This window comes from Stieleria sedimenti (genome assembly GCF_025060895.1).
GTDB lineage: Bacteria > Planctomycetota > Planctomycetia > Pirellulales > Pirellulaceae > Stieleria > Stieleria sedimenti.
This window is the reverse complement of sequence record NZ_JANZKV010000148.1, coordinates 12902-31541: the sequence shown is the minus strand read 5'-3', so window position 1 is coordinate 31541 and position 18640 is coordinate 12902. Positions and strand designations below refer to the sequence as shown.

14 protein-coding genes are annotated in these 18640 nt (G+C 60.9%); 6 read left to right on the top strand and 8 right to left on the bottom strand.

The features are described 5' to 3' along the window. The first annotated feature begins 496 nt into the window (after positions 1–496). Positions 497–1222 carry a DUF3467 domain-containing protein gene (locus NZK35_RS19155; protein WP_259634131.1) on the top strand — a complete coding sequence of 242 codons (726 nt, stop codon included), beginning with the start codon at positions 497–499 and terminating at the stop codon, positions 1220–1222. A gap of 326 nt (positions 1223–1548) precedes the next feature. Then, a complete protein-coding gene (locus NZK35_RS19150; RefSeq protein WP_259634150.1) occupies positions 1549–2205 on the top strand; it encodes a Maf family protein in 657 nt (218 codons plus the stop codon). A 72-nt stretch (positions 2206–2277) separates the two neighbouring features. Here NZK35_RS19150 and NZK35_RS19145 read toward each other — a convergent pair whose 3' ends face one another. Beyond that, complete coding sequence (locus NZK35_RS19145) at positions 2278–2463, bottom strand: hypothetical protein (protein WP_259634130.1); 186 nt, start codon at positions 2461–2463, stop codon at positions 2278–2280. On the opposite strand from NZK35_RS19145, the gene NZK35_RS19140 reads away from it, so the two are divergent. After that, positions 2456–3358 (top strand): DUF1573 domain-containing protein, encoded by a 903-nt coding sequence (locus NZK35_RS19140; protein WP_259634129.1) that lies wholly within the window; start codon positions 2456–2458, stop codon positions 3356–3358. The genes NZK35_RS19145 and NZK35_RS19140 overlap by 8 nt on opposite strands. Positions 3359–3519: 161 nt before the next feature. Here the strand turns inward: NZK35_RS19140 and NZK35_RS19135 are convergent, their stop codons facing one another. The 5 genes from NZK35_RS19135 to NZK35_RS19115 form a co-directional block, all read right to left on the bottom strand. Continuing rightward, the gene (locus NZK35_RS19135; RefSeq protein WP_259634128.1) at positions 3520–4281 is read right to left on the bottom strand and encodes a hypothetical protein; all 762 of its coding nucleotides are present in this window, start codon (positions 4279–4281) and stop codon (positions 3520–3522) included. Positions 4282–4526: 245 nt separating this feature from the next. Continuing rightward, entirely contained in the window at positions 4527–5594 is a 1068-nt protein-coding gene (pheA, locus tag NZK35_RS19130; protein ID WP_259634127.1) for a prephenate dehydratase, read from the bottom strand. Positions 5595–5896: 302 nt separating this feature from the next. Further along, positions 5897–7150 carry a nickel pincer cofactor-dependent isomerase, group 22 gene (locus NZK35_RS19125; protein WP_259634126.1) on the bottom strand — a complete coding sequence of 418 codons (1254 nt, stop codon included), beginning with the start codon at positions 7148–7150 and terminating at the stop codon, positions 5897–5899. Beyond that, positions 7147–8910 (bottom strand): leucine-rich repeat domain-containing protein, encoded by a 1764-nt coding sequence (locus tag NZK35_RS19120; protein WP_259634125.1) that lies wholly within the window; start codon positions 8908–8910, stop codon positions 7147–7149. The genes NZK35_RS19125 and NZK35_RS19120 overlap by 4 nt, the downstream gene beginning before the upstream one ends. A gap of 443 nt (positions 8911–9353) precedes the next feature. Beyond that, positions 9354–10832 (bottom strand): trypsin-like peptidase domain-containing protein, encoded by a 1479-nt coding sequence (locus tag NZK35_RS19115; RefSeq protein WP_407699808.1) that lies wholly within the window; start codon positions 10830–10832, stop codon positions 9354–9356. Between the two features lie 483 nt (positions 10833–11315). Between NZK35_RS19115 and NZK35_RS19110 the strand changes: the two genes are divergently transcribed. The 3 genes from NZK35_RS19110 (at position 11316) to NZK35_RS19100 (ending at position 15530) form a co-directional block, all read left to right on the top strand. Beyond that, a complete protein-coding gene (locus NZK35_RS19110; protein WP_259634124.1) occupies positions 11316–12794 on the top strand; it encodes a DUF4013 domain-containing protein in 1479 nt (492 codons plus the stop codon). A gap of 144 nt (positions 12795–12938) precedes the next feature. Further along, complete coding sequence (locus NZK35_RS19105) at positions 12939–14456, top strand: S41 family peptidase (protein WP_259634123.1); 1518 nt, start codon at positions 12939–12941, stop codon at positions 14454–14456. Between the two features lie 231 nt (positions 14457–14687). Continuing rightward, positions 14688–15530, top strand: a complete 843-nt coding sequence (locus NZK35_RS19100) for a tetratricopeptide repeat protein (protein ID WP_259634122.1) — start codon at positions 14688–14690, stop codon at positions 15528–15530. Between the two features lie 713 nt (positions 15531–16243). Here the strand turns inward: NZK35_RS19100 and NZK35_RS19095 are convergent. Together NZK35_RS19095 and glmS are read right to left on the bottom strand one after the other, a co-directional pair. Continuing rightward, complete coding sequence (locus NZK35_RS19095) at positions 16244–16444, bottom strand: hypothetical protein (protein ID WP_095739335.1); 201 nt, start codon at positions 16442–16444, stop codon at positions 16244–16246. A 168-nt stretch (positions 16445–16612) separates the two neighbouring features. Further along, positions 16613–18469: a glutamine--fructose-6-phosphate transaminase (isomerizing) gene (gene glmS / locus NZK35_RS19090; RefSeq protein ID WP_259634121.1), complete on the bottom strand. Its 1857-nt coding sequence runs from the start codon at positions 18467–18469 to the stop codon at positions 16613–16615. Positions 18470–18640: the final 171 nt, after the last annotated feature.

Below are 18640 nucleotides of genomic sequence, written 5' to 3'. Positions count from 1 at the left end.
TGCACCTTTGTATTAAGTCAATGATACAAGGTGTGGAGGCGGTGTCAAGCGTTGGTGTGACGCTTCGGAGGCGATCGGGAGAGGAATGGCAGAACGATTCGGGGCAGAATGATGGGGGCAAGACAATGGGGGCAAGACGATGGGGGCAAGACGATGGGGGCAAGACGATGGGGGCGGAACGACACGCGGCACTGGCTGACGCCCAATGCCATCGACGTTGACGCCAAGCGGGGTGTTTTTTGTTAGCGGTAGGGCGCGAGCCCTCCCGTTTTTCACGGCGTTTTTGAAACGCGACCGGACGGCTCGCGCCGTTCCGCTAACACTTTTAGAGCCAAGGTTGATGGCATTGGGCTGACGTCATGTGCAGGGATCGCGATGAATCGCAGGCGAACCGTCACGGGTTTCGGACGGTGGCGGTGAGATTTAGACTGGTGGCGGTATTCCGATCGGAATGCGCGGCTGAATCCTCCCCCACCAAAGCAACAGCGTCCCACGCATGTCCTCTGACGACCAAACGCCTGATCCACCCGAGTCCGGCCAGTCCGGCCAGTCCGGCCAGCAGCCGCAGCCGAACCCACCGCTGCGGGCGCGGGTGCCCGATCACGTCGCCGGGGGGACGTTCAGCACCGGTGCGATCGTGATGACGGGACCGAGCGAGTACATCGTCGACTTTTTGCAGACGATCGGACGGCCACATAAGGTGGCCGCGCGGGTGGTGATTCCCCATCCGGTGATGCCGCAGTTCATCGAGGCATTGACGACCAATCTGGAGCTTTATCGGGGACGGTTCGGTGATCCGCACACGCCACAACCGCAGCCGCCCAACCCGGACGCGCGTCGACCGAGTCCACAAGAAATCTATGACGATTTGAAGATGCCCGACGAGGTGCTCAGTGGTACTTACGCCAACGGCGTGATGATCGGGCACGGTGCGACCGAGTTCGGACTGGATTTCCTGACCAGCTTCTTTCCGCAGTCGGCCGTCAGCGCGCGGGTCTTTGTCGCCGCCGGCCAAGTGCCACGTCTGCTGGAATCGCTCAAGGGGGCCGTTCGGCAGCTGGAGCAACGCCGGCTGGGTTTGCCGCCGGCCGATCCGCCGTCCTCGGGCCCACCACCAGCCGGCCCACCTCCGGCCGGCCCACCTCCAGCCGGCCCGCCACCGTCTGGTCCACCGCCGACTGACCCGCCACCGGCTGGCCCCTCGGATTCGGGCGGCGGCTAACGCTTTGTCAACTTTTGAACTTCGGGTGAGACCGGACGGCGCGCGGGGCTGCCGATTGAATGGGATTTGTCGAGTCAATGGTGAGCCGCTGGCCGTAAGGCCTCGGGCGGGCGCCTGGATGCCCGGCCGCTTACGCGTCGCGGCTCACTAAATCGACTGCCCGCTCGCGCTGTTCCGCTACGATTTTAGCGGCAGGGCGCGAGCCCTCCCGTCCGAACCAACCCCTAAGTTAAATCTAGACAGGCCACGACAGTCTTTTTCACATTCGGTGCCAGTAGTATCTCGGTTTGATTGAAGCGATGGCAATTTCAGATGATCTGCCGCTGATGCGCGGTTTAAGTAGAGCCCCCATCCCCGACGGAATTCCGTTGGTACTGGCCAGCGGTTCGCCCCGACGCGCGCAACTGCTACGGGCGGCCGGGTATGAGTTCACGATTGATCCGGCCAGCGACGACGCCGAGTGCGGGGTCTGCAGTCGCGAAACGGCGCCCGAGCTGGTGGCCCGCTACGCGTACCGAAAGGCAGAGAGCGTGGTGCGGCGACACGGTCGGGCGATGATTTTGGCCGCCGACACCGTCGCATCGTGCGGGGGACAGATCCTGGGCAAACCGCACAATGAGGAGCACGCCGCAGAAATGCTGCGAACGCTCAGCGGGCGTCGGCACGACGTGTACACCGGCGTTTGCCTGTGGTCCTCCGGCGAGTCTCGCTGCACCGTCGACGTCGTCCGCACCGAGTTGCAGATGCAATCGCTGTCCGAAACCATGATTCGAGAGTACCTCGACACGCTGTTATGGGAAGGAAAAGCGGGGGCGTTTGGATTTCAGGACGGAAACGACTGGATTGAAATCGTCGGTGGGGGCAGCGAAAGCAACGTTGTCGGGCTTCCAATGGAGCGGCTGAAAGAATTACTGGAAAATTTCCACTCAGTTGCCGAAACCATAGATGCCAGACAATCGGAAACGCCTACTTCAAACGAGTGAGATTTGGTAAAGTTTGACGGTGGTATGCCGATGGCCCACATCGACTCTCGCCGAACGGTCCGAATTGATGATTCATAGTTTTCCCGCCGTGTTGTCTCGACGCAGCACCATGCCTTTGGTTGCGTGGTGCTTGCTCGTTTGTTTTGCTGTCAATTGCGATTCCGCATTCGGGCAGATTGAATCCCGCACGGTTTCGTCACGACAGACTTCCGCCGCTCCATCCTCTTCGGGTGAAAACTGGGCGGAGAAGATGTTCAAGACGACGAGCCACGATTTTCGTATCGTCGGGCGGGGGGCAAAGTGTGAGTACCTGTTCGATTTCACGAACCTGTATCAGGAAGATGTTCACGTTGCGGCGGTTCGGTCGAGTTGTGGTTGCACGACACCGACGGTCACCCAAAACACGCTCAAGACTCACGAGACCGCTTCGGTGGTGGCCCGTTTCAACACCAGCACCTTCATCGGCCAGAAGTCCGCGGTCGTCACGGTGGTGTTCGATCGGCCCTACTACGCCGAAGTTCAACTGAAGGTCAGCGGATTTATTCGAACCGATGTCACGTTTGATCCGCCCGAAGTCGCATTCGGTGAGATTGCCTCGGGGGCTGGAACCCAGCAGGACATCGTGATCACGCACACGGGAAATCGTGATTGGCAGATCACCGATGTGCGATCGTTTTGCGACGACTTGGAAGTCCAACTGAGTGCACCGCAGAAATCACCCGGGATGGTGCGTTACCGGATGCGGGTGAAGGTCTTGGGATCGATGCCCGAGGGCGATGTGCACGAACGGTTGACGTTGATCAGCAACGACGTCGATTTTCCGACGACGGAAATGTCGATCAACGGACGGATCCGCCCGTCGTTGAGTGTTTCGCCCTCGGCGGTCAGTTTCGGGACCGCGGAACCTGGGGCGACGGTTGAAAAGCGACTGGTGATTCGGGGCGACGAACCCTTTGCCATCAAAGAGATCGTTTGCGCCGACCAACGGTTTGAGTTCACGGCGCCCAGTGGCAGCAAAAAACTGCACTTTGTGACCTTGCGATTCAACGCGGGGGAAACCGAGGACCGCGTCGGCCAGGAGATTCTGATCAGCACCGATCTGGATGGCGGCAAGTCGGTCAAGTGCATCGTCACCGGCGTCATCAGCGGTTGAGCCGACTCGCCGCGGCGACGTTCACTGGCTGTTGATTGGATCAGCCGTTTGGCGCGAGCCTACGGGCCCTGGAGTGTTTTCTTCGTGTTACGCCACCCGCTCGCGTGAAACGGCTGATTTCAGCTGTGATCGGATTCGATCAACGGGCCGTTGAGCACGCATCACGCGGCTTTTTGAGACGGTGCGTCGGCCTGAGGTGTCGTGAGCTCGATGCATGTCGCTTCGGCAGCAGCCGATTCGACGGAGCCGGTTTCGACGTTCCCGGGTGCGAATGCCATCGCCAGGGATTCGATGCCGGAGAACGCCAGCAGTAGATAGCCGAACAGTTCGGCGAATTCCTCCACCGCTGCCTTCGTCATTTCAGGCGATTCGCTCAGTCCGCCGGCGGTCCAAAGGTCCGGGACATCGAACGCCTGGCAGAGGGTGCAGATGTAGATGCCCGCGATCGCGAAGATCGTCATCGATGGCGTCCGCAGCAGCACCCGCGACTCGATGACGATCCGTTTTCGACCGCGTACCAAGGCCGCCATTGCCACGCCCAGCAGCGGCAATCCGGCCAGATACTTGTAGGCATCATCAAAGAACACGGATTCGAACCAGGAATCGCATTCACGCGCCGCGGCGTAACCGACCAGGCAACCACACACGACCAACAGCGTGCGGCCAAAGGGCATCTGGACGGCGGCAATCATCAGGCAAGCGGAGGCGAATAGGGCCATGCCGACCTGCGCCAGTTCGACGGGACCGTTTTCGCGGGCGACGAACTCGATTCCCAGGCCACGGACCGCTAGCAAGATCAATTGACAGACGGCAGCGGCAATCAAGGTGTAGGCGACTAAGCGGACGGGATAGTCGAACGTCGTCCGGGGTTGCTGGGCCAGTTCCTCGCTCCGCCCGCCGCCGCTTCTTCGCGATTTTTTCATTGAACCTTCCTTGATTGACCGATGAACGAACCACTCTTAGTGCTTACCCGCTCTGGTGGGAAGGTCAGATGTGAAACTGTCGCTGGGAATCGCTCAGCGACGACCGCTCGACCCTCCCCTCGCTGCGCTCGACCCTCCCTGCCAGGGAGGGTGACTTGACTTATCGATACCTCTGCCAGCAAGGAGGGTGACTTCGGACAGTCAACGACACCGCCCGTGTAGACACCGATACTTGATCGGTTCGGTTACAGCACGGCGACCGGGTACGACCCCAAGATTTCCAGTCGGCGTGTGATCGAACTCAATCGATCGATCGCGGTGGCCACCCGTTCCTCGCCACGGTGCCCGCTGAATTCGACAAAGAACAGATACTCGTTCCGCGATCCGGGCAGGGGGAAGGATTCGATCCAGGTCAGGTTCAGTTGCGACTGGCTGAACACGCTCATCGCGCCGGCCAGGGCGCCGGGCTGATGTTCGACTTGGAACAAGAGTGACGTTTTGTCTTTGCCGGTGGGATGGGTTTCGTCGCGTCCGAGGACGGCGAAACGCGTGACGTTCTCGCGGTTGTCTTCGATGTTTTGATTCAGCACGTCGAGTCCATATTCACGCCCGGCTGGCAGGCTGGCCACCGCGGCGATGTGGGCATGCCTTGCGGCGGATTCCGCGGCCGCCGTCGTGCTGCCGACTTCGATCAGCGTGGCGGCCGGGAAATTGGCGGCCAGCCAAACGCGGCACTGGGACAGGGCTTGGGGTTTGCTGTGGATCTCGGTGATTTGATCGCGTTTGCCGCTGGCCAGCAGGTTGTGGTGGATCGGCAGCAAGACTTCGCCGCAGATCTGCATGTGGCGACGGGCGAACATGCCCAGCGTGTCGACGACGCGGCCGTCGGTGCTGTTTTCGATCGGGACCAGACCGCCGGCGGCATCGCCGCGGTGGACGGCATCGAAGACTGCGGGGATCGTCGCCACCGGGGCAAACGGGGTTGCGTCGCCGAAATACTTGATCGCGGCCAAATGGCTGTAGCTGTACTTCGGTCCGAGGAAGCTGACGGCGCCCGGCCCCACCCCAAGGCGACAATAGCTGTCGATGTGTTGGAGGGTTTGACGCAACGATTCGACGCTCTTTTTTTCACGCGTCTGTGTTGACTCGCGGCAGAAGCCGTCCAACGCCTGGTCGAGCCGGGTGTTCGATTGGCCGACCGAGGGAAGGGATTGGTCGTCGGCCAACGTCTCGACCAGCTTGCGGCGCTGTTCAATCAGCCGCAGCAATTGAAGATCAAGTTCGTCAAGCGTTTCGGGTTGCGAAGCAGGCATGAAGGAGATGAATGGCAGTGTAAAATGGGATGATCTCGTCGCAGTTTATCAAGGATTGTTCGTTGCCTTGCAATGGTGGCGTCGACCGGAGGACATCGACGGATCGAATTGACGTGTCGCCGCCAGCGGCGTGCTCCGCATCTGGGTGGGCGTAACTCAAGGTTACTCAGCCATTGCGGAAAACAGGTAAGAAGATTTTGGAGGTAAGAAAATAATGCAGTGCACGATCCATTCGATTTCGGCAATTTTCCTACCTCCAAAATCTTCCTACCTCCCCGCCGCCACCGTGTCCTGGCCGGGGATCAAACAAAGTCGCCCTGGTCATCGAACCGGAGCGGTTGGGGATCATCGAGGATTTCAAGCTGGCCGCTGCGTCGTGCGTCTTCCAAATAGGCTTCGCTGCAATGGATTGTTTCCAGATCGAGTGTGTTGGGGATCCGCAGCCAACGCCGTTGATCGGCGTCCATCGGTGTTTGTCCGATGACGGCCTCGAGCACATCGCGATCGCAGTCGAACCAGACCGGCAGCGCGGCCGCGGTCGCGTGGCCTGCGGTGATGCAATTGATGCGCGTCTTGACCGGATCAATCTCCTCGGCGACGCGTCGATGCGTGTATTCGGCGATGCCGATTCCGGATGCGTTGCCGGCGGTCTTTTCCGTCAGCGAGCGAACGTAGATCTCGTCGATCTTGGGCCATTCGTCGTCTCCGGCCATCTTGTCGTGCCACTTACGGCCGACGACATTGGTGTCCAATCCGGTGCCGCTGATCTCTTTACCGATCGCATCGATGATCAGCAAGTCGGCCGTTCGAAACGGCAGTTTGGGCATCCACTCGATCGCCCGGCGGAGCAGTGTCGGTTCCAGGTCCAGCAATTGATCACCGGTGGCGACGGCGATCTGGCCGATCGAGTCATGGGCGTCTTCGACGAGTGCGATTCCGAACAAGAACGGTGTCGCCGCCAGGATCTTTGGAATCACATCGCTGGTGATTCGGTCCAGCCGATGATCGAAGGATTTGAACGCGGGATGAAAGGCGAGCGCACCGCGATGTTTGCCGAGTCCGATCATCAACATCTTGCAGACACCGCTTTGGATCGAACCGGTCAGTTTGGTGTGGGGCTTGATGCGATTGATCACGATCAGATGGTCGGCGGCTGCGGCGTAGCGGTCAAAAGACAGCGGGATGCCGCCGGGGCCTTCACCGATCGGGACGGTTTCCATCGATGACCGGATCGGACAACCGATCGATTCGGGAGTGATCCCGAGTGCCGCGAGCGTGGCGGCTTGGCCTTGGTCGGTTGCACCGCCGTGGCTGCCCATCGCGGGGACCACGAACGGCTGGGCATTGCGATCGATCAACAGACGCACAACGGTTCGCGTGACTTCGGCGATTCGGTCGATGCCACGGCTGCCGACGGCGATCGCCACCGATTGCCCGGGATGGATCTGCGTGATCGTCGCTTCCGCCTTGAGCTGCTCGGTCAGTTCGGCCGCGACGTCGTCGATGCGATGCGAAGTGAGTGATTGCTTCGCGGTGAAGAAGCGGGGAAAGGTCATGGGGCGCGGAGCTGCAGGGGATTGATGTTGCAATCGGGACGAAGCGTTTTGAGTTTTGCCAACCCGTTGCTGGTGATGTCGGTGCGTTGGACATCGATCGATTGCAGCGTGCCGATCGCGGCGAGCGTGGGAATCGACGCATCGGTGACTCGGGTTCCCGTCAACCACAGCGTTTGAAGCGCGCGGTGGTTCGCGATGGCCGCGACGGTTTGGTCGCCGCACGGGGTCCAGCTGAGATCGAGTTCGCGCAAGTTCGTCGCCTGCCGCAGCCAGGCTTGGAGGGAATCATCAACCCGCGTCGCTTCGAGTGACAATTGATCCAGCTGAGCCGGTGTGGGGCAAAGTCGCGTGACATCGGCGGTGGCAACCGGTTGTCGCGACAGATCCATCCATTGGCAGTCATTCGACGTTGTCAGTGAAGCGAGTCCGGTTGGGGTGGTTTCACAATTTGACAAACACAGTTGCGTCAACGGACGGCTGGTGGGGTTGTCACGAAGCACGGTGTCGTCGACTCGAAGGAAATCGATCAGCCCGCGTTCGGGCGACTCGGGAGCGGCGGCGGCCGGCACGTCGAGCGGGATTTGGTAAAGCGTGGCGAGTTGCTGGTAGACCCAGCGCCGATGGGCAACGGAGTCACCGTCGAGCAGCAGATGCGTGTAGGCGATCGCGTTGGCGTACCAACGGGCCAGATCGGATTGTTGTTGTGCGGCAGCGTGACCGGCGCTTCGTAATTCTTGTAGCGGTATGAAATCGCGACCACCTAGAACCCGGTAGCGGGCGAATTGCAGACGCGGGCTATCCCAGCCACCGACCGTCGCGCGGGCACGGTCGACGTGCAGCGATTCGAAGTAGCCCGCGATGCCTTCGATCAACCAAAAATCAGCTCGCGCGCCGGGCAGTTCACCCATCAGTCGGGATCGTGTGGCTTCGCGGAACAGTTGGTGGATCAATTCGTGTCGGCGTGATGCGACGGCGTCGGCCGATGTCGAGGGATAAAAGAACGACGTCTGTCGTTGGTCGCTGTAGAACCCGGTCGACTGGTCGATGCCGGGCATCGATGTGCCGAGTGTTCGTGCATAGTCGTCGGCGTCTTTGAGCAACACGATGCGTAGCTTGCGCCGTGACGAAAGTCTGGCCGGATGTTTTGCCAGAGCGTCGGCGACGCTCTGGTCGGCATCGATGTCGCGCAGATGAAGAGCGACTTGATGATTGCCTTCCCAAAGCGGAAAGAACAGTTGTGTCCAGATCCAGTACACACGTTCCATGTCCGTCGCGACTTCACGCGTGGTGGCTTCGTCGGCGTGGGAGAAGAGTTGCAGGTGGGGCGTCTCGATTTGCCGATAGGATCCGCTTCTCCAGCCCAGCCATTTCGGGGCGCTGCGGCCGCGCGCCGACTTGATCACAAACGTGTCGTTTTCGGCGGCCGATCCGATCGGAAGCCCGAGGTACTTTCGCAGCGCCGGGTCGTCGGGGTCGGCGGCCAATTCATCCCACAGACGTTGGTAGGCCTGCCAGCCCTCGACGTTCCAGCTAGGAATGTTCTTGTCCGGTTCGGCTCGGCAGAGTCGCCGGACGCTGTTGCCGCCGGGTTGGTCATGCGGCTTCGGGGTGGAGGGTGAAATCGTGATCGCCGCCATCCGGTCGGCGGTCATCGCCGCAGACGGTTGGGCGTGCACGGGTGCCTGGGCAGACACGGCGATCAGCAGGGCGGCGGTCAGCAGCAACTTCGCCCCGCTCCGCTCGACCCTCCTACAAGGCATTGGTGTCGACACAACTTCAGTCACCCTCCCTGGCAGGGAGGGTCGAGCGCAGCGAGGGGAGGGTCGAGCGGTCGTCGCTGAGCGATTGCGAGCCACATCGACCCTCCCCGCGTCGTCGTAAACTCCTCCGCGACCCTCCCAGAGGGAGGGTGACTTCGACTCTTGCGATTCGTGTCGACGCCAATGCGTGTCACTAGGGTGACTGGGACAATGGCAGGCCGAGCAAGGATGCCGCCGATGTTGCAATGGAATCTTCATGCGTTCCATTTTAAACAGACGCTCGTCCCGGCTGGGTCAGTAAGCTCGCAACCGGTTGCGGTGGTTGCGAGCTTACTCCGGGACGAGCGTAGCTGTGTCGGGCGTAGCGGTGTGGGGCGTGCGGCAGGCCACCCCGGGCCAATCACCCGAGACATTACCCCGGGCCGCCGCCCCTGCCGTCGGCGTTAGTGACGAATGTTTTCGTCGCGAGAGGCGAGTTGGAAATGTCCGTAGAGGGTTTGTTCGCGGCGGACGATGTAGAACTTCGCTCGCGGACCCTTTTTCATGTCGGGGTGATCCAGGATGCCCGCCAAGTCACCGATGCTGGCGGTTTGCCATCCGTGGATGCCCAGCAGCACGTCACCGACTTGAATCCCCTGCTCCGCCGCGGCCGAGCCGGGGCGAACCGAAGTGATGTACAGACCACCGCGGTAGGGTGTTCGCATTCGCGAGTTCAGCCGGTTCATGGTCGATTGGCTGACCGGTTTGGCGCGGATTCCGAGCACGGCCCATGCGGTGTCGCTGGGGTTGTCGGCATCGGATGCTTTGGACGGCGTGGTTGCGACGGCCAGTTCCAGCGTGCTGCCGTCACGTTCGACGGCGATCGGGATGCGTTGGCCCGGTCGCATTTGCAACAGGGCGAGCGAAAAGTCCAAACGGTCGTCGACGGGACGCGAACCAACGCGGACCACGCGGTCACCCGGCTTCAGCCCCTCTCGTGCGGCGGGGCTGCTAGCGGAGACATGTGCGATGGTAATGCCATCGCCGTCGCGCGGACCGCCGTTGGTTCGCAATCCGGTATCAAGACGCTCGGCGTTGTGTTCGTCAATCATCGACGTGACGATTTCGACGACCTGGTCGATCGGAATCGCAAACGCGATCTGTTGGGCACCGACACGGACGGCGACGTTGACGCCGATGATTTCACCGTCGATGTTCAGCAGCGGACCGCCGGAGTTGCCCGGATTGATTCCGGCACTGATTTGAATCAGGTCTTCGTAGTCCTGCGTGTCGTTGACCGGGACGTCGCGATGCAGGGCGCTGATGATGCCTTGGGTGCAGGTGTGCACGTAGCCATACGCGTTGCCGATCGCGATCACGCTTTCGCCGACCATCAAGTCGCTGCTGGTGCCTCGGGGCACGGTCGGCAAGTCCGATTCGACATCGACTTTCACCAAAGCCAGGTCGTTCCGCGGCCGGGCGGCGATCAGTTCGGCCGATGTCACGGTTCCGTCGTGCAGCGTGACGCGGATGTTATCGACGTCTTCGACGACGTGATAGTTCGTGATCACGTAGCCACGCGGGTCGATCACCACACCGGTGCCCATCCCGTTGACCTGTCGGAATCCGCCGCCGTCGGTGGCACCGGCCAGGCCGGCGGCGGTGCTGCGGATGGTTTTTTGACCGTGCAGGTTGACCACCGAGGGACTGGCACGGCGGACCGCGAGCACCGTCGGAGTTTCACGTCTGGAATCGGTCACGCGTCTCGACGCGGTCGCCGGTTCGAAGGACGTCAGCGAGGCAACTTGAGCGCTAACGCTCGAAGCATCAATCGCCGTCATCATCGAAAGTGCGAAGCCGACTTTCGCGATTCGATGCAGCCACTGGGTCGTGGTCTTGCGGAATCGTCTGTTGGTCGGGGCAAGTTGGATCGGTGGTCGCATAGGTCCCCGTACCCGTTGAGCAGAACTGGATGCGTCGCTTGTCGATCGAAGGTTGCGGGCTTTCGATCGTCATGGGAGCCGGAATCCCCGGCACGAGAGAGTGAATCGGAACAACCAGTAGGATCCCTTGATGGCATGGTCTGAACGCCGCAAGGTTTACCAGCCTTGACTAACCGCCACCGGGTGGTGTCCAAATTGCACGGTCGCGCAGCGTTTGTGGTCGCCGGCGCAAGACGCTCCGATGCCTGGCTGAAGTGAATCACGCGAAGAATGAAAAGAAAGTGAACGAATTCGCGTTTCAGTTTGCCAAGAATGCCCATCTGACGGGCGAACAGGATAGCCTGGATTTGCGGTCACCCTTGGATCGCGCCATCGCGATGAGCCCAGCCACCGCGAAAGCGGGCAAGAGTTTCAAAGTTTTTTTTCGCCTCGACCGATCGCGGCTCGCCGTTGACCGCTTCACACCGAATTCTGTGCAATGAAGTGATTGAACCAACCAACGAATTGTCTTCCCCGGAAATCGAATCGGTGGACGAGACTGGCGGTCAGCAGATCGGTCGGCAGGCCGACACACATGCGTCCTCGGCCGCAGTCGGCACGATGCCAATGACCGAGCTGCCAGCCGAAGTTGAGGCAACGACCGAGGGCGAATTGCCAGCCAGCGGTGAATTGCCAGCCAACGGCGAATTGCCAGCCAACGGCGAATTGCCAGCCAACGGCGAATTGCCAGCCAACGGCGAATTGCCAGCCAACGGCGAATTGCCAGCCAACGGCGATGCGTTGGTTTCCGCGGAGGAGACATCGTCGCCTGCCCGCCGGGGTGTGGTTCGGACCGTCGTCGCGGGAATCAGCTGGTTGATCCGTGGTCTGTTTAGCCTTGCCTCGTTGATCGTTTGTCTGGCGGTCTTGGCGGCGATCCCGATTCTGCAGTTGATCACGTTCGGCTATCTGTTGGATGTTGCCGGCCGATTGACGCGTGGGGGAACCCTGCGTGAATCGTTGCCCCATCTTCGTGCGGCCGGACAAATCGGGATCGTGGTGCTGGCGGTCGTCGTCGGATCGTTGCCTGTCCAACTGTTAGCCCATTGGGAAAGTGTCGCTTCCTTGATCGCGCCCGGTGCGGCTCAAGCAACCGTTCTCCGCATTGCCGCGATCGCCGCGGCTTGTCTGGGGGTTTTGTATTTGCTCTGGGCGTTGGCGCGGGGCGGACGGCTGGTCCATTTTTTGTGGCCGCAGCCGAAGCGGATGCTGCGACAGGCGTGGCGGCCGAGTACGTATCTTCCATTGCCCGACCGGCTATGGGATTTCACGCATTCCTTGGAACTGGGGCGTTTCTTTTGGCTCGGATTGCGTGGAGCGTTGGGGACGTTGGTGTGGTTGATCCCGGCGATGATCATCATTGCCGCCAACCGCAACGGCGAGACGGGGTTGGCGGGGCTGGTCGGCGGGTTGGCGTTGATCGCTTTGGGGGTGGTGCTGCTGTACTTGCCGATGCTGCAGGCGCACTTTGCGGCGGAGAACCGAGTGCGGGCGCTGTTCGAGGTGCGTCGCATCCGTCGGTTGTTTTGCTATGCGCCCTGGGCGTGGCTGACGGCGATGGTGCTGGGGTTGGTGATCCTGCCGATTCCGCTGTACCTGCTGAAGATCGAAGCGACGCCGCGCGAGGTCGTTTGGTTGCCGACGCTGATGTTTGTGGCGTTCATTTTGCCGGCGCGATTGGCCGAGGGGTTGGCGATGCGTCGGGCCAAACGAATCGCCCTCCATTTCGGGGACGGGGCCGTGAAACCGACCGGCAAATGGAGTTTTCTTTCGCGTTGGACGGTGCGATTGTTGCTGCCCGGTGTCGTTGCGATCTATTTGTTCTTCGTCACGCTTTCGCAGTACACCAGTTGGGACGGATTGCAAACCTGGGTGCAACAGCACGCGGTGCTGATTCCGATTCCATTTTTGGGCGGGGTGTAGCCATAAGCGGCTGGGCAGGTGGGGATTTCCGTTGGGCTGATCGACGCCGTACAATAGGCAGTTCGCGGTACCGGCGTTTGCGCTGCCCCGATCACAGCCTGACGATCACCGCCCAAATCCCTTCACACAAGTTTGTTTCAGCGTATGCCACCCCGCAACTTCAATCTGATTCTCTTTGCGGTGGTCGTCAGCATTTTGTGTCATTTCACGTACCGCAACACCCGGACGGCGAGCATTTTGGGTGAAGCGATCGAACTGATCGAACAAAACTATGTCGATCCGGTCGACCGCAAGGGGTTGGTGATGGCGGCGATGGAGGGCGTGGTCAGTCAGTTGGACGAGCACAGCGGGTATTTCGCCGTCGATGCGTATCGGTCGTTTCAGGACAACATGCATCAGGAATTCGCCGGCATCGGGATCTACGTGGATCAGCCTAACCCGGGGGAGCCGGTTCGGGTGGTCACGCCGCTGGTCAATTCGCCGGCGTTGCGTGCGGGCGTCTTGCCGAACGACCTGATCATCAAAGTGAACGGTCAGGATGTTTCGGAGATGTTGTTGGCTGATGTCAGCGATCGGTTGAAGGGACCGCCGGGCACGATGGTGTCCCTGACGGTGCTGCGTGGCGACGAGCAACACACGATGTCGGTCCAGCGCGCGACGATCGAATTGGAATCGGTCGTCGGTGATCATCGCGACGCGTCCAACCGCTGGGTGTACCGGTTGGCCAGCGAGCCTTCGGTGGCCTATGTCCGGCTGAAAAGTTTTGGAGAAAAAACGGTTCGCGAGTTGGAGCAGGTGTTGGCCGATCTGGATAACGATTTCGATGCCTTGGTGATGGATCTGCGCGGCAATGGGGGCGGGTTGTTGTACGCCGCACGCGACGTCAGTGACATGTTTTTGTCGAAGGGGCAAATCGTTTCCACCCGGATCCGCGACGGCGAAATCGAAGAGTCTTACGCGGCCACACCCGGAACGCTGGTCGATGCCGCCAAGCCGATCGCCATCCTGATCGATGAAAATTCCGCCAGCGCCAGCGAAATCGTCGCCGCGTGTTTGCAGGACAACGGGCGGGCGATCGTCGTGGGCACGCGCAGCTACGGCAAGGGAACCGTGCAGGAGATCATGCCGCTGCAATACGGCCGCAGCGCCTTGCGGTTGACCGTGGCGAGATACTTTCGCCCCAACAACAAGAACATCCACCGCACCGCCGATGCAACCGAAGACGACGATTGGGGCGTGACGCCGGATCCGGGATTTGTGATTCCGATGGAACCCGAGGCGCTCGCCAAGCTGGCCGATCGTTGGCGCGAGGCGTCGTTCCCCATGCTGGTCGGCATCGATCCACCGGAGGCCAATTCGCCGAGCGAGCCGGACGCGGCGGCCGACATCGCTTCTCCCGTACTGGATGCCAGGAAGCGAGAGATTTTGAAGTTGGAAGCCGAATTGAATGCGCTGCAGTCCAAGATTCAGCGGTCGGTCCTTTCCGACCAGGCCAAGGCGAATCTCGCTCGCGGCCCAGAGGAGCTTTCTGACGATCCTCCGCTGCGTGCGGCGGTCGGTCGGCTGCTGGAACTGTCCGGGGCGGGGCGAAACGCCGAACCAGAACAGGTGGAACCTCCCGCAGACGCTCCGCCCAAGGAACCCCGAGAAAAAGCCGCCTAGTCGGGGGCTGACGGTCTGGTGAACCCGTAAATTCTGGACCGACGGCTCGAATCCGTTTGCCCGAGCAACTCGGCACAAGTATCCTACAGGGGTTCAATGGCCGAATTCTCTTATCGGTCTGTACGCCGACCTATCGGCAAGGTTGCTGTCGTCTATTCTTCCGCAATATTCGCCTGCAACGGCTAACTTGCACGCAATCAACCGATCGACTTGTCAGAGGACCCCAACGTGATGATCCGACATTCTTTTTCTCTCGCACCGCTGGCCGCGCTCGCGCTCATCGGAGCAATGCTCGGCTCACACCAAGCCAGTGCACAGAACGAATCCATCCTGGCCGAGATCTATGGCCGGGGGGTGCACGCGTATTATGCCGGTCAATACACCGAAGCGTACGACTACCTGTCGCAGGCCATCGACGGCGGAACACGTGACCCGCGTGCCTATTACTTCCGCGGCATTGTGGCCCACAATCAGGGACGGACCGCCGAGGCGGAGCTGGATTGGCAGGTGGGAGCGCAGATGGAAGCACGTACCGGAGGCGCAGACGGTATCGGGCGGTCCCTGTCGCGGTTCCAGGGTTCGGCTCGCCTGAAGCTGGAAGAGATTCGGCAGAAAGCACGGGTCAATGCGATGATGAACGCGGCAACTCGATCCGACACGCGAATGATGGAATTGGGAGTCCAGCCCAGCGCTTCACCGGCTGCCGCGGCACCAAACGCGACGGCTCCGCCGGTTGCGGTCACACCGGCCCCGCCGGCTCCGAGTGCGCCTGTGCCCGATGATCCGTTCGCCGACGACGGTCCCGCGCTGGCCGACGGACAGCCCAAAGTCGAAAAGAACAATGCCTTGGAAGGACTCGATGACAATCCGTTTGCCGACGATGCACCGGCAGGGGCTGCAGCCGACGCCGGCGATGCGGGCATGCCGGCCGCGGGCGACAACTCGAATCCATTCGGCGAGCCTGCTGCTCCTGCCGGAGGCGATCCGTTCGGCAGCGATGCGGGAGCGGATCCATTCGGAGCTCCGGCGGGCGGAAGCGCCGATCCGTTTGGCGGCGACCCGTTCGGCAACTGAGAGGTCGGTGCGTAGGGAACGGCGGAGTCGGGTGATCCGGCACCGGAACCAGATCACCCGACTCGAAAGCCATCCGTCAAGTTCTGCCCAGCGAGGTGTCTCGGCAGCACTCTCTGATGCCCGAGACACAATTCCCCGTTGCGTCTCAAGCGACCATCCATAGAAGCATGTGCATCCCTGCTTCCTCCCTGCCCTGAGTCGGTTGCATGCGACGTGCCAGTACGCACGCGACGCGGACCAGAATTTCACGGCGCGGCCGCAAAGGTGTGTGTGGTGGTTTTGTTTCTGCTTTAGCGGTCTCCTGAGTGCCTTTGTGGTGCTCGGCGACGTCATTGGAAAATTGCATCAGCGTATCTTGCCAGTCATCCGAGCATTCGGTCTGCCCACGAAGTGGGCACCGGATTGGAAACACGGTGCAAGGAATGAGCACGTGGTCGGGCGCGTCGCGCCGCGTCGGTGGACGGCAGCGCGAGGGGACAGACCCCGGTGCCATGGGAGGAATGGGACGGATAGGACCTATATGACCCATAGGGCCCATTTGCCCTGGGTGGTCCGTTCGGGCGAGAAAGGTGCCAAGGGGACAGACCCCGGTGCCAAGGGGAAAATGGGCCGGATAGGACCTATATGACCCATCTGTCCTATAGGTCCCATCTTCCCTGGTGGGCTGTTCTGCCGGGGACAGGGCTCGAGAGCTCGGATTTCGTTTTTTAACGCTAGATGGCGTCTTCGTTGCGGCCCATCAGATTGACGTTGGTGGCCGGGACGATGCGGGTGACGTTGACCTTGTTGCGTCGCAATTCTTCGATTTCGGCGGCCATTTCGGCAATCAAATTTGCAATTTCCGTCCCCGCGGCCTCTCCGATATTGTTCATCAACGCCTTGCGAGAATTAAAGGTCAGGCCGGTACGATTCATCGTCTTTCTCATCCGAATAGAAAAGGGTTCCTGGTCATGGATTGCTCGCCGGGTCGACTTGGCCCCCGTCTCGGCGACGATCATCCCATGCTCATTGGGCAACAATCAAGAGCGTAATTTCGCTGCGGGTATCCGCAAGGAAAGAATGCCATTTTGGGTGGAATGTCACTACTCCACCGTCACACTTTTGGCCAAATTTCTTGGCTTGTCGACGTCACAGCCCCGCAGCAGTGCGATGTGATAGGAGAGCAGCTGCAGCGGCACGACGGACACGATCGGCTGGATGATGGCCGGAACGTCGGGGATATGGATCACGTCGTCGGCGACGGCATCGATGTGCGGATCGTTTTTGCTTGCAACGGCGATGATCGGGCCTCCACGGGCCTTCACCTCCTCCATATTCGCCATCACTTTGTCATACGTGGTGCCTTGGGGGATGATGAACACGCTGGGGGTTTTTTCGTCGACCAGTGCGATCGGGCCGTGTTTCATTTCCGCCGCCGGGTAGCCTTCGGCGTGGACGTAGCTGATTTCTTTCAGCTTCAGGGCGCCTTCCAGGGCGGTTGGGAAGTTGTATTGGCGGCCGAGGTACAGAATGTTCGTGGCGTCCTTGTACTTCTCCGCGACGGTTTTGACGTGTTCGTTACAGGTCAGGGCCTCCTGGACCGCTCCGGGGGCTTGCTGCAGGTCGCGGATGATGTTTCGTCCGGCTTCGAAGCTGAGGTGTCGGATCCGTCCGAAGTACAGCGCCAGCATGGCCAAGACGCAGCACTGCGACGTGTAGGCTTTGGTGCTGGCCACGCCGATTTCCGGCCCGGCGTGCAAGTAGACGCCGCCGTCGGCGGCCTGGGCGATGGAGCTTCCTACGACGTTACATAAGGCCAGCGTGCGGTGTCCTTTGCGTTTGGTTTCCCGCAATGCGGCCAGCGTGTCGGCCGTCTCGCCGCTTTGGGTGATCCCGAACACCAGCGTGTTGTTTTCGATCGGCGGGTTGCGGTACCGCAATTCGCTGGCGTATTCGACACAGACGGGGATCCGCGCGAGTTCCTCGATCAGGTACTCGCCGACCAGCGCGGAATGCCAACTGGTGCCGCATCCGGTCAGGATGATGCGTTCGACGCTGCGTAGTTGTTGCGGCGTCAGGTTCAATCCGCCAAACACGGCGGTGGCGTTTTCTTCGTCCAGCCGGCCGCGCATCGCGTTCTTCAGCGATTCGGGTTGCTCATAGATTTCCTTGAGCATGTAGTGTTCATAGCCCTGCAAGCTGACCTCTTCTTCGGCTGCTTCCAAGGGCTGGATCTGGACCGTCACTTTGCCCTGTTCCCGGTGCGTCACCGAAAAGCCTCCGGGGCGGAGCACTGCCAATTGGTGATCGGCCATGTAGACGATGCGATCGGTGCAACCGGCCAACGGGGACGAATCGCTGGCGACGAAGTATTCCCCGTTGCCGATTCCGATCACCAGCGGGCTGCCGAATCGAGCGGCGATCAACAAGTCGGGTTGATCACGGAAGGCGATCACGAGTCCATAGGTGCCGCGCAGCTGGGCGACGGCCCACTGGACTGCCTGCACGTATTGCAGCGACGGATCCTCGGCCGTCTCCGGCGTCACGCGCAGGCCTTCGGCGATCAGGTGGGCGACCACTTCGCTATCGGTCGCGGACTGAAACGCGTAGCCTTTTTCGATCAGCTCGTTTTTCAGCGTTTGGAAGTTCTCGATGACTCCGTTGTGCACCAGGATCACTTCGCCGTCGCCGCCGATGTGCGGGTGGGCGTTTTCCTGGGTCGCCGGTCCGTGGGTGGCCCAGCGGGTGTGGCCGATCCCGATCGGTCCGTCCACGGGATTTTGGCCCAACGAGCTCGCGAGGGCGTCGATTCGGCCGACAGCGCGGGTGATATGGAACGTGTCACCGCCGTGGATCGCCACGCCGGCACTGTCGTATCCCCGGTATTCCAAGCGGCGCAGACCACTGAGCAGGAAATCGCCCGCTTTGTCCGAACCGACGTATCCGACAATTCCACACATCGCAATTCAATCTGTTTTGGAGGTCAGTCTGTTCATTCCCGGCCGGCCTTGACCGGGGGGAATCAATTTAGTTGCCGTTTCCGGCATGAACAAACCTAGCTCAAAACACAGACGCTGCCGATCCCAGAAATCTTTCCGGTCCCGTCGACGATGCCGGTTGGAACGGCTGGG